Raw genomic sequence first — 22,822 nt, 5'->3', positions numbered from 1 at the left:
AAAAACATATCCCCAACTTCTTAAAGAAGTCGGGGATATAACAGCAATCGCGTTTTACGTGGAATTAGGTTGATTTACTTAATTATTCGTTATAGCAATACTAAATCATTTGTGAATTTCTTACTCCCTCCCCGCCAGTTCGGGGATGGCTGGGGTGGGGTAAAAAATTTACGGCTCATTTAGGATTGCTATACCAGGCTCTGCCTGGGAACGCAATGCGGTCGGCTCGGCATCGAATTTTTAGGCTCCCAAAGCGAGGCCGAGCCTCTGGACATCGGTTCCCAGGCAGAGCCAGGGAACCCGTTACAATTCCCAATTCCCAATTCCCAATTCCCAATTCCCAATTCCCAATTTCCAAATCATCAAGGGTTTATCCAACCGAATTTGCTATTTAATAGTAGTCGGCTTCAGTTTGGGTCTGTGGCATTGCAAAATTGGAGGGGTCGTGAATGTAACGCGCTGCTTCTTCCTCTAGTCTGTGAATCAGATAGGGTTCCAGACCGTTGGAATGCCGCAGGGCTGCTAAATACCCGTCTAAGTAAAGCCGCAGGTCATCGAAGCGATAACCTCTATTCCACATTTCGACGAGGGCGTCGGTGAGTTTTTGGTAGTGCCGGATTGTTTGGGTGTCTTGTAGCATGGTGTGAGGTTGAAATCCTTTGTGGTTTGTATAATGACGGCGGGATTTAGGAATGGCCTCGATTGATGCTGAGTGGCTCCGCTTGAGGCTATTTCTAAATAAAAGTTTTTACCCTGCTCTACAGGCTACCCTCCATAAAAAATTTCACTCGTTGCAATGCAGTTGCTCGACTTTTGGCGCGCACCTAGATAATTCGCTGTGCGTTTAATGGAGTCGGGATGTTGCTGAATTTGGCGGTCAAAGTGGCTGAGTCTTCCGGCTCCCGAGCTAACGGTTGGAGGAATTCTAGTTTCACTTGCGCGATTTGTCAACCTCCTGGGAGTGGGGGCTGGGCCGGGGGGTTCGGTTGTGGCAGGCGGTTGGGGCATGGGATCAATCGGCTTTACACTGTCTTATTTTCATTGTAAGCTTACCGCCAGAATGATTTAACCTTTCTGCAGGCTGACCCTCGGAAATTGACCCAATATTTAAAAGTCCTAGCCTAGGTATGTCCGCTGCTTTAAATGCAGCTCATGCTTGAGTAGCGATGGTTACAAAAGCTTGACAAAAGCTCTGTTAACCTTGTAGCAATTAGTGATATGGGAAGCTCGCCTCTGTGGAATCTGCAAGTATTTCAATTGTTGAAGGGAATCCGCACCTGCGATCGCTCTTGGGCTGGCATCTACAGCAAGTCGGTCACTGGGTGCACCAGTCAGCGGATATCAGTCACGCTAGGGAAATATTTTTCAGCCGTCAGCCAACTCTAGTCATTCTGGATGCCCAATTGCCGGATGGGGACGGTTTGGAATTTTGCCACTGGCTGCAACAGCAGCAGCAGTCGCTGATTTTGATGCTGTCGGCGCGGAATTCGGAATCGGATATTGTTGAAGGTTTGAAGGCGGGGGCAGACGATTACCTGACTAAACCCTTTGGGATGCAAGAATTTATGGCCAGGGTGGAAGCTCTGATGCGCCGCAACCGCACGATGGTACCGCCGGCGACGCTGGAGTGCGGGCTGCTGAAAATTGATTTGGTGCAGCGCCGAGTGAGATTGTACGAGGAACATATTGAGCTGACTCCCCAGGAATTTAGCCTGCTGTACGTGCTAGCTCAAGCTGGAGGAGTGCCGCTGTCGCGCTCGGATTTGCTGCGGAGGGCGTGGCCCGATGCGATTGATAACCCCCGGACGATCGACACTCACGTACTCTCTCTGCGTAAAAAAATCGAAATCGACCCGCGACAGCCGAGCCTGATTCAAACTGTACGGAATGTCGGCTACCGACTGAATCTGGAGTTGTTGAATGGGAATCAACGGCATTCTCCGCTGGTACCCGGAGCTGTGAGTTCTTAGACTACGATCGGGCTATAAGTCGGATTTTATTTTGAGAATTGATTGGCGATCGCATCGGTTTTCGCAGCCATAATAAAGTCATTGCGGTGCAGTCCAGAAATCGCGTGAGTCCACCAAGTAACGGTAACTTTTCCCCACTCGGTTAACAGTGCGGGGTGATGTCCTTCGGTTTCTGCTGCTTCGCCGACGCTGTTTGTAAAGGCGATCGCACTTTTGAAATCCGGGAATTCGTAGGTGCGTTCTATTTGGGGAATGCCCTTTTTTTCGATTAAATTCCAGTCGGGAATTTGAGGTTTTAGCTGGACAATTTCGTAAGCTGTGAGGCGGGGAGAGTTTGGGCGGCAGGCGGCACAGGGTTCTTTTGCTAAAGGTTCCATAAATTGCGTGTTAGCGAGAAGATGCTAAAAGATATTATAGACATTTATAATCGCAGCAAGTAGCTGGGCGCAACGTAACTAGCAAAAGAGGTAGAGGCGATCGCTGTTTCGCTCAGAAGTTATAACACCCGTTTCATGTTATTATAATATGCTAATCTGATTTTGAGTATTAATGTTACTACACTAAAAGTTTGTTTTTAAAGTTCAATTCACGAGCGGGCGATCGTCCTTTTTTACCTATACTGATTAAAAGAGCGATCGCACTTTCGAGTTAACATCCTGAGTGAATTTTCTTGTGGGGTGTCCCGCCCGCGGATAAGCAACAGGCTTTCCGGCCGGTTCCACAAATAATGAAGTTTCTTGTCGGTTAGCAACAGGCTTTCCGGCCGGTTCCACAAATAATAAATTTTATTCTGGGGTGTCCCGCCCGAACAGGTTTTCCGGGCTGTTCCACATTAGATGCACCACAGTTTACTCACTTTCTTCTTCAACTTTTTCTACATCAATCGCCGCTTTCTTGAAAGGACAATCATTACAAAAATAGAGTTTCGATACTTCCTCGCTGTTTAAAGTTTGTTCGATAGGGCAACGCGACACTGCCTGTTGATTTTTGTCAAAGCAGAGGTGGAAACGGGAGCATCTCATTTTTGCGAGTCTGTAGTGCCGGCCCAATAGCTCTCACTTAGATACAGACCCAAGCGAGCTCTCCGGCTGTCAATCTTAGAAAAAACGTTGTTTGCACAGATTGGGATGTTCGCTTTGGTCAGCTTAATTCACCTTTTCAACTAGCTTTATCCATGTATAGATGTCAGGCTTTTGAGCTTATGCAGTTGCCGAGATGCCCGTGAGGGAAAGGTGTACGCCATATTTTCCAAAATACCCGCCCTAGCTCTGGCTAAGTATCCGCTCTTGAATGGGGTCGAGGCTATTCAATCCATTCGGTGCGGAGCGCGGGTAGGGATAAATACGTAGTGATTAGATATTTATTGGCTCACCATCCTTAAATGGGTAGGATTGAAACGAGATGTTATGGTCTGACGGGGGCGGTAACGCAAGCGTTAAGAATCTGTGAAGCAGGAAATCTTAAATGTGAGTTTAAGAATCCCCCATCGAGTGCGTAGCTTGACGGCGGGAGTGTCAAAGCCAGTTACCGATCAGGATAAAGGAGGCCCATTTAGCGGGATGTATATTCTTGTTTCGATGGATCAGCGCCTTCTGTGCTTCTTTTAGGGCTTCTGCTTTGCTCATTTGCGATCGCAAGTTCTCGTAAAACTTACCGACTAATTCTTGTGTAAAAGCATCGTCAACGTACCAAAGAGAAGCCAAAGCACTTCTGACGCCTGCTTGCACCGTAATGCCAGCCATACCTAGGGTAGCACGGTCATCTCCTATACCGGTTTGACAAGCCGTGAGCGCGAGCAATTCAACTGGCTCTGTACCTTTACTAAAGCGGCGAATATCACTCTCTAGCTGAGTAATTGTTATCTTCTCATTATTACCCGTCACTAGAAAGCTATCTTCTGGAATAGTGCCAAATTGACCGTGAGTGGCCATGTGAATAATCGGGTAAATTGTTTGTTTAAGTTCTTGCTCTAAACTCTCAGGAGTAAATTGTTCGTTCAAGAGTTTCTTGCTACCTGGAAATAGCTTAACAACTCGATCGACTTCATTAGTGACATTTGCCAAAGGCTTAAATTCTTCACCATCAACGGTAGCCGCTTCGCTTAACCCCAAAGCTAAAGTCCGCAGACTTTGAAAGTTTAGGGAGTTAGGGGAAGTCAAACGCAACCCAGGAGTCGTAGCAATGGCGTATTTCTGAACTAGAAAATCTTCACCATCGTGGAGTGCAGCCATTGGTACGCTGCGTAATAGCCCATCTTGGATGAAAACGAGAGTTTTGATTTTTGCTGGGTTTATATCAGAGGCGAAAGGGCGAATCAGAGAGTCATATAGATTTTGTGCTGGTGTTAAAAAAGCGTCAGTAGGATCGTAAAATTTCTGAATTTCTATACGGAATTTTTTGATTTCTTCTGTAAGTTTTTTACTATTGTCGATCCAGACTAGCCGTTTCAATCTTCTTTCAGTATTTGGCTTGCTCTTCTTTTCAGGATTGGGTAAACTCACCACAATTGCCGTTCGATCGTCCAAAATTATCGAACTAAAGACAGCAGTGTCTTCTCTTTCTAAGTCATCAACTCGTTCCGGCTCAAAAACGGTAAAGACACAATCATTGCCGAAGTAATTTTGCAATTCTGCTAGTTTCAAAGAATCAATCGCGTTGAGTGCAGAATCGAGTTCCTTTTGGTACTCAAGACTTGCAATGGACAGCGCTTCAGCACGCTCTAGCTTTAACTGAGCAAACTCACGGTAGAGAGGAGTAATCGTATCCCGAAAGCTAAATTGCAAGTCTCGCTGGGTAATTAACAAATTGTCTCGAATACCTCCTGAGCCTTCTAAAGTTGCGATCGCGCGTTCGTAAGCAGCAATTGCCTCAGATTCTTTCCCCTGCGCCTTAAATATTCGTCCCGCCTGCCACTCCCACAAATAAAGACTATCTCTAGCACCTAAGTTTTGGTCTGCTGCCAATCTTGCCTGTTTGGTAAAATCTAAGACTTTATTGTAGTCTTTACGGCATTCGTAGAGATGAGCGAGTTTACCTAAAGCAAATGATTCGGAGCGATAATCTTTAATGCTTCGAGCAATAAAAACAGCTTTCTGCAGCAATTCCTCTGCCTGCAATTCGTTGAGTTTTTGGGGCGGACATTGAGATTGGAATGAACTATAATTAATAGAATCAACAGGTTGTTCTAGTTCGGCTAGATCGATGGCTGCATAGACTTTATTGGGAGAATCGGGGATGCTATTAAGTAGGGTTAGAGCTTCTTGCACTGCTTGCCCTGCTTTATTAGTGCGATCGGGTAACTTAAAATATTTTGGGCGGTAATAAAGTTGAATCAAATTGAGAAGCGATCGCATTTGACTCGATGGGTCATTTTGAGTCCGGGTTAGTTTGAGACTGATCTCGAAATAATCTAAAGCTTTTGTGTAATTAGCAGTAGCTTCTTTAATGAATTCATTAGCCTTATTTTCTGCATTTCTGAACTTAGCAGAATCAGCACGCTGCTCGTTCAGTTGAGCTTTACTAAAGTAAGCATTACCGAGACTATTAAGCAGTGAGGCGCGATTAACTGGTGAGTTAATCTCATCGACAATCTTTAAGCTAACCTCTAGAGTTTCAATGGCTCGATCGTACTTTCCCAGTCGGCGATATCCTTCTCCCAAACTTCCCAAAGCCGCCGCTTCTCCTTGGTGATCGCTAAATTCTCGGGCAATTTGCAAAGCACTTCCTTCACTTCTGAGGCAAATTTCATCAGCCTCAGAAGCACCGCATAAAAGCGCGATCGCTTCTCTATTTTGCCCCAAACGGCTGTAAGTTTGAGCGAGTTCTGTGAGTAACCGTCCCTCTTTCACGAAATCTTTTGATGAGCGATAGTTGGCGATCGCACTTTTCCAATAATCGATCGCTGACCCGAATTGACCGATTTGCTGATAGGCTAGGGCTAGTTTTTCTCGAACGATCGCCTCGTTAGCACGGTTGTTAGTGCTTTGATAGGCGGTTAAGGCGGTTTGCCAAAGTGCGATCGCGCCTTGGAAGTCTCCTGTTTTATATCGTTCAATTCCTTGTTGTACGAGTTGGCTGGAATTGGCAGACTGTGCGGTTGCTACTTCTCCCCATCTAATAAGTTGTAAAGAATTAAAAGAAACACGATCTGGTTCCAGACAAATGGTGAGGCTGGTTAGGAATAAAATTATCAGAACGTGGCGGACACAGAATCGGCGGTGTCGGCTTGGCATGGTAGTAAGATATGGTAGGATATCGTGAAGATTTTAATTCTCTATTTTGCTATAAAACCAAGCTGGAGTTTAAACCCCTTTCTAGCTTTGGTTTGCAATTAACATAGCATAATAGGTGAATGCCTGACTTCGATATTGAGCGACATTGATTATTGTTAATCAAGCTAACATTTCCCGATCGCATGATTATAATGCTCGCAAGTAAACTCCAGCGATCGATTTCTCAACGTGTTTTGGAAATTAACCTATGATTGCTAAAAGCTGGTTCGATCGGTGTTGGCAGCGGAATATTGGGGGTTGCGTCGCCATATTTGGGACACTCCTCGTAGGAGGGGGCGAGCGCGTTAATGCTCAAATCGTGCCTGACCATACACTGGGGGCTGAAAGTTCTATTGTTACACCCGATGTCACTATCAATGGTATTGTTAGCGATCGCATTGATGGTGGCGCAATTCGAGGCGCTAATCTGTTTCACAGTTTTGAACAATTGAGTGTTTTAGAAGGACGAGGCGCTTATTTCACCAATCCAGCAGGGATATTAAACATTCTCTCTCGCGTGACCGGGGTGAACCGTTCTGAAATTAATGGCAGGTTGGGAGTTAATGGCAATGCTAATTTGTTTTTGATTAATCCAAACGGCATTGTGTTCGGGCCTGCTGCCAGTTTAGACGTGCAGGGTTCATTTTTGGCAACGACGGCTGATGCGGTAAAGCTGGGCGATGCAGGACTATTTAGCGCCACACAACCTGCAACGAGTAATTTACTCACAGTTAGTCCCTCAGCTTTGTGGTTTAATGCCGTTGCCGCTCAACCGATTGTCAATCGTTCGCAAGCACCTAGCTTGATTGGTGAGCCTAGTTCAGATAATGGTCCCCCAGGACTACAGGTGCGATCGGGTCGAACCCTAGCGCTGGTGGGTGGGGATGTGTTGCTAGAGGGAGGCAGGCTAAACGCAGCACAAGGACGAATTGAACTCGGTAGTGTGGCCCGAGTGGGTCAAGTGAGTTTGAGTCAGAGTGGGAACCGCTTTGTCCTGGGGTATGACTCGATTAATGATTTTGGCAATATATCGCTATCAAACAGGGCGTTTGTGGATGCCAGTGGAGAAGGGGGCGGTGACATTCAGATTCGAGGTGCGCGGTTGGAGATGACACAAAGCTCGAAGATTTGGGCTAACACCTTGGGAGCAGAAAATGGCGGGAAGGTACTGGTACGCACAACAGAGGTTGTTCTGAGTGAGAGTTCGTTGCTGAATGCTAATGTGACCATTACAGGAACGGGAACTGGAGGAGACTTAACGATTGATACGGGGCGCTTGCTGGTGAACGATCGATCACAGGTATCAGCCGGTACTAGAGGTGAAGGCAACGGCGGCAGGTTGCAGATTACGGCTTCTGATTCGGTCGAGGTGATTGGTACTGGTATTTCAGCCGATGGTGAGGTTCCCAGTGGCTTGTTGGCTGCGAGTACAGGGAGTGGGGATGCAGGGAATTTGACGATTGATACGGGTCGCTTGCTGGTGCGCGATGGAGCACAGGTATCAGCCAACAGCTTAAGAGAAGGACTAGCAGGCAATATCAAGATTACAGTCCGAGACACCCTAAAAGCCAACGATGGCACAATTACAACCGTCGCCCAGCAATCTTCTGGGGGTGACATCACCATCACTGCAGACACGATTCGCCTATATGGTGACAGTGATATCACAACCTTCGTTGCCCAAGGAGGTACAGGAGGTGGCGGCAACATTATCCTGACTGCTGGATCCATCATCGCTTTCGATGACAGCGATATCCTAGCTTATGCTCCTGATGGCAAAGGTGGTGACCTTAACCTAAATACTCCTGTTTCCTTCGGCGAAAACTACGGCCCCGCATCTTCTCGTGAGGATCCCCCAAAAACCCTTGATGCCAATAACCGAGTCGATGTCGCAGCCAGTGGAATCATCACCACACCCGATGTCAGCTTTATCCAAAACAACCTCACCGAATTACCAGACAATCAGATTGACACTGACAGCCTTCTGGCGAATAGCTGCATTGTCCGCCGCAATCAACCAACCAGGGGCAGCTTCACCGTTACAGGAACTGGTGGCTTACCCCAGCGCCCCGGAGATGCTCAGATGTCCACCTTTCCCACAGTAGACATAGAAAGTTTGCCCAATGACAGCACACCCACAAATACCAACCCAAATCGCCCTTGGCAGAAAGGCGACTCCATTGTAGAACCCCAAGGCGTGTATCGACTGCCTAATGGGAAACTCGTGTTGAGTCGAGAGTGTCCTTAATTCAATAACATAAATATGTACCCAATCTTCAGGTGGGTTGCCATTTCAGGTTCTTGCATCGCAACCTCAGCTTGCTTTACCCTCAGTGCGATCGCCCAATCCGCACCGCCACCAGGTGTTACCATTCCCCCTAACGCACCTGACGCGATCGAACAAACGATTCCCAATCCCTCTCAAACACCCCGTCTTCTCCCTAATGAAACGCCTTCACCACCACCGGAACCCGAACTGCAAACTCCCCCAACTCAAGAGTCACCTGAAGTTACTTCCCCATCGGGCGATCGCTTTTTCATCAAAAAAGTAGAAGTGCTGGGAAACACCGTCTTAGAGGACGAAATTGCCAAATTAATTCAGCCTTACGAGAACCGTTCAGTCACGTTTGAAGAGTTACTCGAACTGCGCTCTGCCATTATTCAACTCTATATTAAAAACGGCTACATTACCTCTGGAGCCTTCCTGCCCAACAATCAAGACCTCAACAGTGGTATAGTCCAAATTCAAGCGGTAGAGGGCGAAATCAAGCAGATTGAAATCGGTGGGTTAACTCGATTGCGAGAAGGATACGTGCGATCGCGCCTCGAACTTGCCACCTCTACCCCATTAAACCAGCAACGCTTAGAAGAAGCTTTGCAACTTTTGCAACTCGATCCGCTTATCGAGAGGGTAAATGCCGAGTTAACCGCAGGCAGCACTCCGGGTCGCAATATCTTGCGAATCAATCTCAAAGAAGCCCCTGCCTTTCACAGTGCGATCACGGTTGAAAACAACCAATCTCCTAGCATTGGTTCAGTCCAAGGCAGCGTGCAAGTCAGTCATGATAATCTGTTGGGATTTGGCGATCGCTTAGCAGCCCAATACGGTCGTACTGAAGGACTCGACCTCTACGACATCAACTATACCATCCCCATTAATGCTCGTAACGGTGCCCTTAACTTCCGCTATAACAATGGCGATAGCCGAATTATTGAACGAGAGTTCCGGGATATCGGTATTAGAAGTGAGACTCAAACCTATGCCCTCAATTTCCGCCAGCCCATTACCAGAACACCAACCCGTGAATTTGCATTAAGCTTAGGTTTAGATCGGCGTCGCAGCCAAACGTATATCCTCGACGATAGGCCCTTTTCCTTCACAGAAGGTCCTGAAAAAGGCGAATCTAAGGTTACAGTAATTCGGTTTTCTCAAGATTGGGTCGATAGGGGCAGAAGACGAGTTTTAGCCGCTCGCTCTCAATTCAGTCTAGGGATAGATGCCTTTGATGCAACCATCAACAACACGGGTACTGACGGGCGATTCTTTTCCTGGTTGGGACAATTTCAGTGGGTACAGCAGTTATCGCGCAGAAATGTGCTAGTAGCGCGAATTGATGCTCAGCTAACTCCAGATTCTTTGCTACCTTTAGAACGCTTCAGTATTGGTGGAGTCGATACAGTTCGCGGCTACCGACAAAACCAACTCGTTGCCGACAACGGCATCCTGGGTTCAGTTGAAGTTCGCATTCCCCTCGCGTCAGATCCCAGCGCACTCCAGTTAGCGCCTTCTTTTGAAATCGGAACGGTCTGGAACAATCGAGATCTTGACCCAGATCCAGCTACAATTGCCAGTTTAGGACTGGGTTTGCGATGGCAGATTGCCCCTGATTTATCGTTGCGCCTAGACTACGGCCTCCCCTTAATTTCAGTGGGCGATCGGGGAAACTCGCTGCAAGATAAGGGTATCTACTTTTCAGTGCGCTATCAGCCGTTTTAAAGCAGACTGTAGTAGTTTACCAGCCCAATTGCAGGTTTGTGCGATCGAGTTTGCACAATTGTGCAATATATTGTCTAGCTGATTTCTCTATCATAAAAAATGAAATTAATTTCATCACTTAAATCGACGATTTGTATGACTCATACTAAATTCGCGTTTTCTACCACATTTATAATTAACCACAGAGAGTACAGAGAGAGGGAGAGAGTACCAAGGGGATACTAAACTTGGATTTGGGAGCGTTAACTGAAGCAAAAAACTTAAATTAACCCCAAACTGGATTTTTCTTAGTTATTTTGATAATAAAAACATACTTGCCCCACACCGATCGAGCTAAATGCTTACTGGGTAAGAACTTACCAATTACCAATTACCGATTACCGATTACCAACAGCACGACACGGATGGCACGGATACACCGATAGGTATCTTTGGTCACTATCTACCAATGTCCAATACCCAATGCCCAATTACCAATTACGGTTTCAACGATGAGCCAAGATTTACCAGAACCAGAGACACTCAAAATACTTGTAGTGGATGACCACGAACTAATCTTAAGCGGAACGATCGACTTGCTGAAACGGCAGTACCCACAAGCCGAAATCCTTAGCGCTAAAACAGCCCAGAATGCTCTGCAACAGGTCGAAGCATTTGAGCCTAACCTCGTTATTATGGATCTTTCCCTGCCAGAAACCTTCGGGAATACTGCCGAAATCAATCGAGGCATAAAAAGCCTGGGAACTTTAATGAAAAACTATTCCACCTTAAATTTGGTCGTACAAAGCAGTTATGTCAAGGCACTGGTGCGGATTAAACCAGATATCGATGCTCATGAAGGAGGATTTACCGTAGCTGACAAAGGACTTTCCAGCCAGGAGATGTTGAAGCGGATTGACTTGGCACTCAAAGGAGTTACCCATACCAAAGATTTGAAAAGGCCACCAGGGGAAGTCAAGCCAGAGTGGCTTGAGGTACTCAATCTCGCTTTTGAAGAAGAATTGGAAGATAAAGCGATCGCCGATCGCATGAACCTATCCCTCAGGACAGTACGCCACTACTGGACAAAAGTTCAAGACGTTTTAGGCGTTTACCCGGAAGATGGCAAAAGTCTCCGCATTCAAACGGAAAAACGAGCCAGAGAAGAGGGGTTTATTGATTGATTGGTTTTGTTAAGGAAGAAACAGTTGTTACCCACTATTTCGAGCAAAATTAAAAAAGAATTTAGCATCTGGTCTGTAGGAACACTGCCAGGGATTGTTGCTATAGTTCTGATTGTACTCGTTCGTTTGAGTGGAGCGCTGCAAGTGATAGAATGGGTAACTTTCGACTCGTTTCTGAGGCTGCGACCATCTGAACGTATCGACGAACGAATTGTGATTGTGGGAATTGATGAAGCCGATATCCAACGTATCAGAAATTACCCTATACCCGATCGCGAAATTGCCAAACTGTTAAGAACGTTGCAGAAGTATCGGCCCCGAGTTATCGGTCTTGATATTGTTAGAGATCTACCCGTTGAACCCGGTTATGCCGAACTGGTTGCAACTTTTAAAGATATCAAAAATCTGATTGTGGTGGAAAAAGTTATACCTGTTTCTATTAAGCCGCCCCCCGACTTACCCCCAGAAAAAATCGCTTTTATAGATTACCTTTCCGATGATGACGGCAAGGTCAGGCGTGCACTCTTGGGAATAAATAGACCTGAAAACGATAAAAAATATGTCTTTTCCCTGCCTTTGCGACTGGCACAAACCTATCTCAAAGCTGAAGGCGTTGAACTGAGCAATGGCATTCGCGATCGCAAGGCGATGCGGTTTGGTTCGACTGAACTTCCTCGCTTTTTCCCCTATTCTGGGGGCTACGCGGGCGCTGATGATTTTGGTGTTCAGCTACTCCTCAATTATCGCAACGGTCGGGAACGATTTCGCACGCTATCCCTTCAAGATATTAACGATATTGAAGCCGCCAAAGGTAATCCCGATCTGTTGCGCGATATTTTCGGCAGCCGAATTGTTCTGATTGGGAAAACAGCTCCTAGTATTAAAGACTTTATCAATACTTCTGGGATCGCTAATGTGCAACCGCCTGGGAAAATTTATGGCGTAGAGTTTCATGCTCATGTTACCAGCCAAATCGTCAGTGCAGTTCTCGATGGACGACCCCTTTTAAAAACCTGGTCGCAGAGTTGGGAATATCTTTGGATTGTTGGTTGGGGTGTTTTAGCTATTTATCTCGGTCGGCTGACTCAATCTCCCTTAAAAAACCTCGTGTATGTTGCCGCTGCCAGTCTTGGGTTAGTGGGAATTAGTTATGCCTTCATCATCGGGGGATGGTGGATTCCAGCAGCACCAGCTTTATTAATTTTAGTCATTAATGGTGCAATCTTGAACACTTTCTATCAATACGACCGATTTTTGAGGTTTCAGATTGAGATCCGCCAACACACCATCGAACGGACATTTGTTGAAATTCATAATGGCCCTCTGCAAACGCTAGCCAATATTTTGAGGCACGTTCAAGACCAAGATTTAGAACCAAATCGATTGCTTGAAGAGCTGAAAGATTTGAACTGGGAAATCAGAGAAGTCGGCGAATACCTGAAACTAGAAGCCCTCGATCGAAAGGAAAGTTTCCGCCTGGGCAGTGGTCTAATCCTCGACTTAAAGATACCGATTCGCGACCTGCTTTATGAAGTCTACAGCCATACACTCCAGCGCAACTTTCCTTCCTTTAAAACGCTCAAAGTTAAAGCTTATTCGTTCGAGCCAATTGAAGAGCAATACTTAAGCCTGGAACAAAAGCGAGAACTCTGCCAATTTCTGGAAGAAGCACTGTGCAATGTCGGAAAACACTCTAAAAAATTGACCCGTCTCAGTGCTACTGGCTCTTCAAATAAAGGCTGGTACACTCTAAGTATTAAAGATAATGGATCTAGCATTTGCTCTTCCTTTGAAGGTCGAGGCACAAAGCAGTGTCTAAATCTCGCGAAAAAATTAAAAGGAAACTTTAAGCGAACCTGTCTCGGAGAGAAAGGAACTTTGTGTGAGTTAACTTGGCCCATTACGGGTAGAAACTGGAATTTTGCTAGGATAGGACGTAACCTCAAAACCAAGATTTTGAAAGGAAGACTCGGCGGTTGAAACCGCGTCTAGACATACAAAGTCGGCCGACCCCGACTAAAAGATAAAGGGGTAAGAAACCCGGATGTTGGGGATGAGCATCGACAAGAATAGTTTTTGTGATCGCCGACTTATTCAGCAAGTCCTACTTATCCATTGCAGAGTTGTGCAATGATAACTACTTTAGAGAGCAACAGGAAATACCAACTTAAGCAATTAACTTGGCACAAACTACTCTAGTTTCATCCCATCTATTTATTTATCGTATTAATTAAGCAAACAAGCTTAACTTCAGTTCAAACAACAATCTCAAATCAAGGAGAAAAACAATGTCTACAATCAACAACCAAACCAAGGGTCTATTTGCGCTCGACACTGTAGAAGATTTGTGCCAGGAATCCGCGGCTGCAATTCAGGGCGGCATCTTGGTTTCGGCTGGTCCCAACTTCACTGGAGTGAGGAGGGATCTGCCAGCTAGTTCCAATCTAGTTCGCCAAGGCCTAGGATGGAATGACGTTATCTCCTCCGTCTATAACAATACCCGACAAACCTGGGCATTCTACACCAATGCCAATTTTACAGGACCCAGTTTCGTTCTACGGCCCGGTCAGCAACACCGCAATTTGGGAGGTTTCGACAACAAAATTTCTTCGATGAAGAGTCTTTAGGAACGGTTTCTAAAGTATTAACTGCTTACGTTGTCTAATTTTGCATAGATCCCCCTAGTCCCCTTAGGGGGGGGAACCGAAAATCTTCACAGTCCCCCTTCTTAAGGGGGATGCAAGGGGATCTCCAGTACCAAGCCTGCAAATCAAGTAAGGCTTTCGCAAACAATCAACAACTGAGGATTAAAAATGAAAGACAATCAACATGAACAACTGTTTAGCAAATTAACTCCCGCAGAAGCGGCTGTCGTAGAAGGTGGACTTCGCCTAACAATAGATCGCATTCAAGCCATCAAGGCTGGTGCAGACAGTCTCAGCAATGATGATACCTATATCACAGTCAATGGCACAAAGATATGGGGAGACTACGGCATGAACTCAGGTCAAACTCGCTTGGTTAACCGAAGCCGCACGACTCCAGGTTCTTCGGCACGGGTTCAACTTTTCGACGCTGACTGGCCAGATAGTGATGACTCAATGGGAGGATTTACCGCAGGCAACACCAACGGTGCGCTAACGCGAGCACGAGTGAGTGGAAGTGGGTCTACCTACGACGTATACTACCGTGCTTTTGCTTGAAGTAAGGCTAAAAGACAGACTAAGCAACTTTTAGATGTCTAAGGACAGTATTCGGTTCTCAGTCGTTAGACATCTAAGTTACAAAACTCAACCCGTGATCGAGTCGGACTTTTTGGCCGACTGTCTTTTTTTACCAGTCATTCCTCCTAAAAATGAGATACCAGATTGTTCTACAACACAGTGAAGAAGACTGCGGTGCTGCCTGCCTTGCTACTGTTGCCAAACAGTACGGACGTACCTTTACCATCAATAGGATTCGGGAAGCAGTCGGCACCGGGTCGCAAGGAACCTCCCTGCTGGGTTTGAGTCGGGGTGCAGAAGCTCTAGGATTCAATACCCGCCCCGTCAAAGCCTCCCCACAAATGCTTGACCAATTACATAAAGCTCCCCTACCAGCCATCATTCACTGGAAAGGCTACCACTGGGTTGTTTTGTACGGGCAAAAGGGGAAAAAATATGTAATTGCTGACCCTGGCGTCGGCATCCGTTACCTCACCCGCGAGGAGTTAGTCAAGGGTTGGGACAATGGCGTGATGCTACTGCTGGAGGCAGACGACAGCCGTTTTTATCAACAACCGGAGGATAAAGTAGGCGGATTTGGGCGTTATCTGGTGCGCGTCTGGCCCTATCGCGCCATTCTCATCCAAGCGATTGCAATCAACATTGCCATCGGACTGCTTTCCCTCGCTTCCCCTTTGATGATGCAACTCCTCACCGATGACGTGTTGGTGCGGGGAGATACCCAACTGCTAACCACCGTAGCAATTGGCGTCATCGCCATGAATCTATTCAGTAGTGCGATCGGTTTGGTACAATCTCATCTCATCGGTCACTTTGGTCAACGGCTGCAATTAGGACTAATCCTAGAATACGGGCGAAAACTCCTACACTTGCCCCTTTCGTATTTTGAAGGACGCCGCAGTGGGGAAGTCGTTAGTCGCATTGCTGATGTTAATGCCATCAATGAGCTAGTTTCCCAAATTGTTCTGGGTTTACCCAGCCAATTTTTTATCGCATTGGTTTCCTTAGGCTTGATGCTGTTCTACAGTTGGCAACTGACTCTAGCTTCCTTAGCCGCTTTTGTCATCGTCACCCTCGTCAACCTGCTTTTTCTCCCAGCCTTGCGCCAGAAAACCCGCAACCAGATTGTCTTGGGTACAGAAAACCAAGGCTTTCTCGTCGAAACCTTTCGCGGTGTCCAGGTTCTCAAAACCACCCAAGCCACCCCACAAGCTTGGCAAGAGTATCAGACAAATTACGGTCGCCTTGCCAACCTGGCCTGGACTACGATGAAGCTGGGGCTTTATAGCAGCACAATCACCAGTATTATTTCCAATTTCACCAGTATTGCCCTACTCTGGTTAGGCAGCTACCTGGTGATTAATCGCACATTAACCATCGGTCAGCTATTAGCATATAGCGGATTGAGTGGCAACTTTCTCGGCTTCCTGGGTTCGGTAATCGGGTTAATTGATGAGTTTATTACTGCCCAGATTGTGATCCAACGCCTAACAGAAGTCATCGATGCCACGCCGGAAGACGAAAATGACTTTAAAAAGCCAAAAGCAGAAATTAAGGGCGATGCTGATATTATCTGCACCAACCTCAACTTCCACCACGCGGGTAGAGTTGACCTCCTGGAAGATTTCTCCCTCACCATCCCCGGCGCTCAAGTAACTGCCTTAATTGGTAAATCGGGCTGTGGCAAAAGTACCCTCGCTAAACTGATTGCTGGTTTATATTCTTCCCAATCTGGTAATATCCGCTATGGTTTGTACAACCAGCAAGACCTTTCTTTGGAGTGTCTGCGACAACAAGTGGTGTTAGTCCCGCAAGAACCTCACTTCTGGAGTCGCTCAATTATTGACAACTTCCTCTTCAGCTATCCCCACATCAGTTTTGAACAAATTGTTGAGGCTTGCCAGATTGCTGGTGCAGATGAGTTTATTAGTAAACTGCCCGATAAATATCAAACTGTTTTAGGAGAATTTGGCGCCAATATCTCTGGTGGACAACGACAGAGATTAGCCATAGCCAGAGCTATCGTTACTGACCCGCCCGTACTAATTTTAGATGAATCCACTGGCGCTCTCGACCCCGTAAGTGAAGCCTCCGTGCTAGATAAACTGCTGTACCATCGGCAGGGCAAAATCACAATTATGATTAGCCACCGTCCTAAAGTCATCCAGCGAGCGGATTGGATTGTACTGCTGGAGGAAGGGCACTTGAAAATCCAAGGCACTCCAGAGGAGCTGCGTCATCTTCCTGGCGAACACTTAGACTTTTTAGACGATATTGTCCCAGCAACGAATGGTTTGGTGGTGAAGTCCTCTGGCTCTCATTCCAACGGCAAAGTCCCTGCAATCAGCAATTACAACCATCATGCTTAACAACTCCAACTCAAACTATCTGCCCCCAATTCAAGAGAGCGATTTTCTCCCGCCACTTGGTCGTTGGACTACCGTTGGTGGAATGGTTATGCTTGCTTTTGTAGGAATAGCGATTACCGTTGCCTCTGTGACCAAATATAAGGTCACCGTCAAAGCCGAGGCAAACATCCGTCCTGCTGGCGAATTGCGACTCGTTCAGGCGGCTGCGGAAGGTCCAGTTATGCGCGTTTGGGTTAAACAGAATCAAGTTGTCAAAAAAGGAGATGTCATTGCTACTATCGACGACTCTCGCCTTCAAACGAAAAAAAGCCAACTGCAAAGCAACATTCAGCAGACCCAGTTACAACTCGTTCAAATCAATGCCCAGATTAGTGCCCTCAATCGGCAGATTATAGCCGAAACTGACCGCTTCACCCGCGTTGTCGCTGCTGCTAAAGCTGAACTTTCGCACCGCAGCCGGGACTATCAAAACAAACAAATTACTACTGTTACTGAAGTCCAAGAAACCGAGGCGAACGTTAAAATCGCCCAGGAGGAATTACAAAAAGGTTTTGCGGAGTTAAAGTCAGCACAAGCTAACTTAAGCGCGACTCAGGCTGCTTTGGGAGCAGCTAGATCAAAGCACAACCGATATCAGGCTGTAGCCAATGAAGGAGCGCTTTCTAAAAATCAATTGGAGGAAGCACAACTCGCTGCTGACCAGCAATCGTCAGCCGTTGAGGCGCAAAAAGCGGTAATTGAGGGACAAAAACAAACAATTGAACGGTTGCAACAAGCTGTCGTGGCAGCTTTTGCTAGACGGCGAGGCGCAATGGCTGCACTCAATCCGAGTAATGCAGAAGTCGCGATCGCTTCTGAGCGCATTGGCCAAGAAAAAGCTGCGGGTGTTGCCGCCGTCGCTACATTAGACAAAGAACGCAAAGCTCTCATCCAGCAACGGATTGGAATTGAGCAAACAGTTGAGCGCGATACCCGCGAACTCAAACAAGTGGAAATCGACCTCAGCCAGACTGCCATTACTGCCACAGCAGACGGTATCATCTCTAAGCTAAACCTGCGAAACTCCGGTCAAACTGTGCGCCCTGGAGAGGAAATAGCCCAAATTGTCCCTAGTGATGCCCCATTGGTGATTAAAGCAGCGGTGGCATCTGAGAATAAAAGCAAGTTGAAAGTTGGACAAAACGTACTTTTGCGGGTTTCTGCTTGTCCTTATCCAGATTACGGTACTCTTAAAGGTAAGGTCAAAGCGATTTCCCCAGATACGTTTTCCCCTCAAAGGAATAGTAGTGATGCGCTTACCTCTACAACAGCTACTCCTCAGAAAGCGGTTGCAGGAGGTTCTTTCTACGAGGTAACAATTGAGCCAGAAAGCCTTGCTTTACATCAGGGAAAAAAACACTGTTCCATCCAATTGGGGATGGAGGGCAGAGTCGATATTATTTCCAGAGAAGAGACTGTACTCCAATTCTTTCTCAGGAAAGCAAGGCTGATCGCAGATTTGTGACATCTAATTCCGATCGGTGAACCCGTGTGATCGCATAGCGCACTACTCATAGAACTATATGATGATTCCAATCCAATGGTTCCCAAACAAACGCATCAACATCAAAATACTCACCAGTTGTGCATTGAGTTTAACGCTGATTGTAACTCCGGCAGTTCTGGCGGGTTATGCACCGGGCGATCAAAAGCCTGTCCCTCCAGAAAGAAGATCGGATGGAGGAACGACTAGAGGGTGTTCTGGAGGAGATATGCCGCTAACCGTTCTTGCCTCTGTGAACTACGTCGGACGAACGATTTCTCGACATCCTACGTTCGCTTGGTTTGTGCCTAATGATTCTGCCTCCAAGCCAATAAAATTCACGATTTACGAGTGGGTTCCAGGTGCTAAACCCAAACAAGTTCGCCAGATGTCCTTGCAGAGTTCACCGGGAATTATGAAATTATCCCCCTTCTCGAATAGCGAACAAGGATTGCAACAGGAGAAACAATATCTTTGGCAAGTTGTTATCAATTGCGACCCAGATAACCCATCAGGCGATCTAGTAAGCGAGGCAAATATTGAGGTTATAGCAATGCCTGCAGCCGTGCAAAGTAAACTCAACACAGCAGTAAATAGCGTTGAGAAAGCTAATATCTATGCTGAGGCAGGTTTATGGTACAACGCGCTAGATGAAGCGCTCAAACTAGCCCAAGCGTCGAAACTGGGAGAAATGGGTTCAACGTTGTTAAAAGATTTGGCTGTGTCGGAAGCACCAAAAACCACTTCACAATTGTCGCCAAAAGAACGGGACGCTCGCGCGAAACAAATTGAAACCTTGAAGCAGATTGCAGATAGCGCACGCTGAGATACTTGATAGCCTCTACTTTTTAGCAACATTTTAGTTATGACCTATGAAGAAGCGATGGGGAGCATCCCGATTTTGCAAGTAGGCAAAAGTATGATAAAATCTATCCCTTTGTGGTAAAACCTACACTTAGCTTCCCAAAAAAATCTGTTTTAGAGTCAATGAGCCATTTTAGAGCAATTGAAGAATAGAGTATCTCAAGAGTTACAATAGTCAATAAATAATTTTGACGGACCCAACATGACGCCTGACGAACAAGCACGTTTACAAGCCCATACTGCTGAAATCGCCAAAATTTTATACAGAAACACTCCCCCCGAGGCATTAAAGAGCCTGGAAACAATAGAAGGGCACCTGAGAAAACAATGGATAGAGATAGTGGGGCCCCAAGTTGCTTTTTTTTTATCAAAGAAACAACGGGAACAGACAAAGGACGTCCCCGAACAGTAAAAAGCTGTGTGGGTGAGTTAAAAATTACCGAAAAACAAGCGGAACAATTAAACCTCAAAAAATCGACTCGGTTGGCCCCTTTTTTCGAGAAATGCTGTCTGCGACAAGTGGCCGTGTTATCCTATTCCAAGGCATCTAAAGAAATTGAGGTACAGACGGGAGTCAAGATAGGTCATACCACTTTACATAGATTGGTAGAAAACCAAGAGTGGGTCGAACCAGTAGCGGCAGCCCCCGTTAAAGAAACCAGCGTGGATGGAGGGAAAGTGCGTATTAGAGGACCAAAAGGGGAGGGTTCTCACTGGCTCGATTATAAAGCAGTTAGTCTTCATGACAGCTTTTATGCTGCATATTTTCTGGAAAATGAAGTGTTGATTGATTATGTCAATCGTCAGCCGTTAAATTCCCTACTGACTTGTGTAGGCGATGGACACGATGGAATTTGGAATATCATCGGTAAATTCAATCCAGATGGCAATCGCCGAGAAATCTTAGACGGGTATCATTTAGTAGAAAATCTGCACAAAGTAGGAGGGTCAAACAAACGGCTGTATAGAGCAAAAAAATTGTTGTGGGAAGGCCGTGTAGATGAAACCATTAAGTTGTTTGAGTTGTGCCGTAGCCGTCAGAGTACCAACTTTTGTAACTACATAACAAAACATCGGAATCGCATAGTTAACTATCAACTCTTCTCCAGTCAAAATATTTGCTCTATTGGCTCGGGAGCCGTGGAATCATTAGTGAAACAGATTGATAGAAGATTAAAAATTTCCGGGGCTCAGTGGCGGCGTGAAAATATTAATCAAATGCTGAAACTTAGGTGTGCTTACTTGAATGAATTAATGTAAAATATAGATGCCTTCTTCGAGAGCCATTTTCCTTCCCAACTCGCATACTTTAGATGCTCCTCAAAGCCAGTGCGCTTAGCGCGCGGGCGAAACTTTTGCGTTCTATGATATAGCGCAGGGCGAAAACTTTTGGCTCTTATCCTACTTTTAACCATTTACAAAACCGGGATGCTCCCGGTGGAAACCTACTAACCCAAAAGTCAACAATATCCCCGCCGAAGAGTTGATGGCACCGACTACAGTACCGAGAATCGCCTCTCCAATCATCCATTGATGCTGTTTTGATAACTTCATAAACCATTTCCAACTCAACTAATTTGAGTGTGGAATTTCGGGATACCCGAAGGCAAAGAATGGCTGGAACTGTTCTATAATCGCCATTAGGGATATTCGGGACAGTCATTCGGTATCGGGATTCCCGAAACTTTCCCGAAACTTTTTTTAGCAATTTACTTTGGGAATCTATGCCCACGCAGGGAAAAGGCGAAAAGTCTTGGCAGCGAGTCAGTTATTTGGTTGAGGCGCTAATAGATTATGCGTTGAATGATACAAATCGCATCTCTAATCTCCGCGTCAGTTGGAAAGATAACGATAAAGACTTGCTAGTGACGGCGACACTGGAAGCCCTGCGCCACCTGCTGAAAGATAGAGGCAGCTTTAAACCAAATAAGACAACATCTGACTCGCAAGTTAGAAAGTACATCGGCGAGGTACTGACTGATTATCTCGGAAAAAAGCTCAAAATTCTAACGGATAACCGCCCGGAGACGGCAAAGCGGGGTTGTAGCGATTGGAATTTTACTCTGAAGCTGTGGAGTAGAGACAAAAAAGAGAATTTGAAAAAGTTGGCAGAAGCGTGGGGCGTTAACGGCGAACCCGGTATCAGTAGTCAGATTAACAGCGGACAAAATACTGACGGCAAAAGCGAGAATGATGATGTGCCCGCAGATGTCCCTCCCGACAAAGTAATTAGAGTGGCTTTCTCTCAACTACCTGACTCTATTCCTGTGTGGAAAGGGCGGGATGAATTGGTGGAAAATTTAACGGCAAAATTAGTACAGATGCTGCCCGATGGCACTTCGCCGCCGAAAGTATTGGCGATAATCGGGCAAGGCGGTATGGGCAAAACGAGTTTGGCTGTCAAACTTGCAGAAGCATTAGGAGTGAATTGGCAGAAGTCGGTTTTTCAAAAGGGGGAAAGTTTGCCCGGTGGCGATTACGAGTGCGCGATGTATTTCGAGGTAAAGGAGGGAACGAGTTTTGATGACGTGGCTGGATTTCTGTTAAGTGAAGGTTTGGGGATTCAGGCTGCGGAAGCGTTGAAAACTGCCGATGAAAAGATTGCGAAAATTATGGCTGGTTTGCAACAAACTCGCTGTCTTTTGGTACTCGACAACCTGGAATCTATTTTGCATCCTGCTGTTGATGCGGGAAATCCAGACATTTTGGCTGCGGCGCAGGTACATCGAGCTATTTCACCGGATTTGGGTAAGTTGCTGAATGCTTTGGTTTATCAGCAGCACCAATCGCAAACGATTTTAACCAGCCGGGAAGTGCCTGCGGATTTGGCACATACCCGCTATCCGGGGTTAGCACCGGATTCGGAATTGGTGCATATAGAAGTGTTGCGAGGTGTGGATTTTGCGGCGGGTGTCGAGATTTTGCAGCAGCGAAGGTTGACTGATACATTAGCTGATTTGAAGTGGATATCTCAGCGGGTTGAAGGTCATGTTTTTTTATTAACTCAATTGGCGGCTCTCGGCAAGGGAAAACCGGGGTATCTGCGGAAGCATCCCGAATTGGTAACGAAGAATGCAGAACCGATGTTGCGAGAACAATTGGCAAGGCAAAGTGAAGTGGCGAGAGATTTACTGCGTCGGATGTGTGTTTTGCGAGTACCGATAGATGTGAGAGGTTTAACTTTTTTGCGACTGTATACGGATGATTGGGAAAAAGAGCAGCGTTTATTCATAGCAGCCCAGTCAAACAAACGAGTTGAATTTACTGATAAAGAAATAAGCGAGACCGAAAAGATTTTGAAACCATTAGTTGATAGCTCTTTGGTTGAAAATGTCTACGATCGCAATAAATGTGAAGATTTATACTATAGCCTTTCTCATAAAGATGAGGTACAATAACAGCAGTGAGTAAACCAATTCCAAAGATTTTCTGATGTAACTTC

At 46.1% G+C, this 22,822-nt stretch carries 16 protein-coding genes; 12 read left to right on the top strand and 4 right to left on the bottom strand.

The genetic code is table 11. The annotated features are described in order from the left end of the window. Positions 1–391 precede the first annotated feature (391 nt). Positions 392–640, bottom strand: a complete 249-nt coding sequence (locus QUA71_RS14225; protein WP_006634037.1) for a DUF6761 family protein — start codon at positions 638–640, stop codon at positions 392–394. A gap of 595 nt (positions 641–1,235) precedes the next feature. Here QUA71_RS14225 and QUA71_RS14220 point away from each other — a divergent pair. After that, positions 1,236–1,970: a response regulator gene (locus QUA71_RS14220; protein ID WP_190657709.1), complete on the top strand. Its 735-nt coding sequence runs from the start codon at positions 1,236–1,238 to the stop codon at positions 1,968–1,970. Between the two features lie 26 nt (positions 1,971–1,996). On the opposite strand, the gene QUA71_RS14215 is transcribed toward QUA71_RS14220, so the two are convergent. Beyond that, positions 1,997–2,347, bottom strand: a complete 351-nt coding sequence (locus tag QUA71_RS14215) for a 4a-hydroxytetrahydrobiopterin dehydratase (protein ID WP_333285832.1) — start codon at positions 2,345–2,347, stop codon at positions 1,997–1,999. 1,137 nt (positions 2,348–3,484) lie between these two features. Beyond that, a complete protein-coding gene (locus tag QUA71_RS14210) occupies positions 3,485–6,202 on the bottom strand; it encodes a CHAT domain-containing protein (RefSeq protein ID WP_333285830.1) in 2,718 nt (905 codons plus the stop codon). Between the two features lie 247 nt (positions 6,203–6,449). Between QUA71_RS14210 and QUA71_RS14205 the strand changes: the two genes are divergently transcribed. The 10 genes from QUA71_RS14205 (at position 6,450) to QUA71_RS14165 (ending at position 20,640) form a co-directional block, all read left to right on the top strand. Next, entirely contained in the window at positions 6,450–8,489 is a 2,040-nt protein-coding gene (locus QUA71_RS14205; RefSeq protein ID WP_333285828.1) for a two-partner secretion domain-containing protein, read from the top strand. A gap of 15 nt (positions 8,490–8,504) precedes the next feature. Then, a complete protein-coding gene (locus tag QUA71_RS14200; RefSeq protein ID WP_333285825.1) occupies positions 8,505–10,238 on the top strand; it encodes a ShlB/FhaC/HecB family hemolysin secretion/activation protein in 1,734 nt (577 codons plus the stop codon). Positions 10,239–10,729: 491 nt separating this feature from the next. Next, entirely contained in the window at positions 10,730–11,401 is a 672-nt protein-coding gene (locus tag QUA71_RS14195; protein WP_333285823.1) for a response regulator transcription factor, read from the top strand. A gap of 24 nt (positions 11,402–11,425) precedes the next feature. Further along, on the top strand, positions 11,426–13,381 hold the full coding sequence (locus QUA71_RS14190; RefSeq protein WP_333285821.1) for a CHASE2 domain-containing protein: 1,956 nt from the start codon (positions 11,426–11,428) through the stop codon (positions 13,379–13,381). Positions 13,382–13,689: 308 nt separating this feature from the next. Then, entirely contained in the window at positions 13,690–14,028 is a 339-nt protein-coding gene (locus QUA71_RS29265) for a peptidase inhibitor family I36 protein (protein WP_445243781.1), read from the top strand. 186 nt (positions 14,029–14,214) lie between these two features. Next, positions 14,215–14,604 (top strand): hypothetical protein, encoded by a 390-nt coding sequence (locus tag QUA71_RS14185; protein WP_333285819.1) that lies wholly within the window; start codon positions 14,215–14,217, stop codon positions 14,602–14,604. A gap of 152 nt (positions 14,605–14,756) precedes the next feature. Then, positions 14,757–16,994: a peptidase domain-containing ABC transporter gene (locus QUA71_RS14180; protein ID WP_333285817.1), complete on the top strand. Its 2,238-nt coding sequence runs from the start codon at positions 14,757–14,759 to the stop codon at positions 16,992–16,994. Positions 16,995–17,082: 88 nt separating this feature from the next. Continuing rightward, positions 17,083–18,498 (top strand): HlyD family efflux transporter periplasmic adaptor subunit, encoded by a 1,416-nt coding sequence (locus QUA71_RS14175; RefSeq protein WP_333285815.1) that lies wholly within the window; start codon positions 17,083–17,085, stop codon positions 18,496–18,498. A gap of 58 nt (positions 18,499–18,556) precedes the next feature. Continuing rightward, positions 18,557–19,342, top strand: coding sequence for a DUF928 domain-containing protein (locus tag QUA71_RS14170; RefSeq protein WP_333285813.1), 786 nt, complete (start codon positions 18,557–18,559; stop codon positions 19,340–19,342). 240 nt (positions 19,343–19,582) lie between these two features. Next, positions 19,583–20,640 (top strand): ISKra4 family transposase gene (locus tag QUA71_RS14165; RefSeq protein WP_333285811.1). Its coding sequence is split into 2 segments (ribosomal slippage): positions 19,583–19,739 and positions 19,739–20,640, totalling 1,059 coding nucleotides; the frame shifts between segments, so codons are not numbered across the junction. A gap of 147 nt (positions 20,641–20,787) precedes the next feature. Here QUA71_RS14165 and QUA71_RS14160 read toward each other — a convergent pair. Further along, positions 20,788–20,934 carry a hypothetical protein gene (locus QUA71_RS14160; RefSeq protein ID WP_333285810.1) on the bottom strand — a complete coding sequence of 49 codons (147 nt, stop codon included), beginning with the start codon at positions 20,932–20,934 and terminating at the stop codon, positions 20,788–20,790. Positions 20,935–21,104: 170 nt separating this feature from the next. On the opposite strand from QUA71_RS14160, the gene QUA71_RS14155 reads away from it, so the two are divergent. Further along, positions 21,105–22,778 (top strand): hypothetical protein, encoded by a 1,674-nt coding sequence (locus tag QUA71_RS14155; RefSeq protein WP_333285808.1) that lies wholly within the window; start codon positions 21,105–21,107, stop codon positions 22,776–22,778. Positions 22,779–22,822 lie beyond the last annotated feature (44 nt).

The organism is Microcoleus sp. MON1_C5, from assembly GCF_036701875.1.
GTDB lineage: Bacteria > Cyanobacteriota > Cyanobacteriia > Cyanobacteriales > Microcoleaceae > Microcoleus.
The sequence above is the reverse complement of the archived record's forward strand: the minus strand, read 5'-3'. Positions and strand labels throughout refer to the sequence as shown.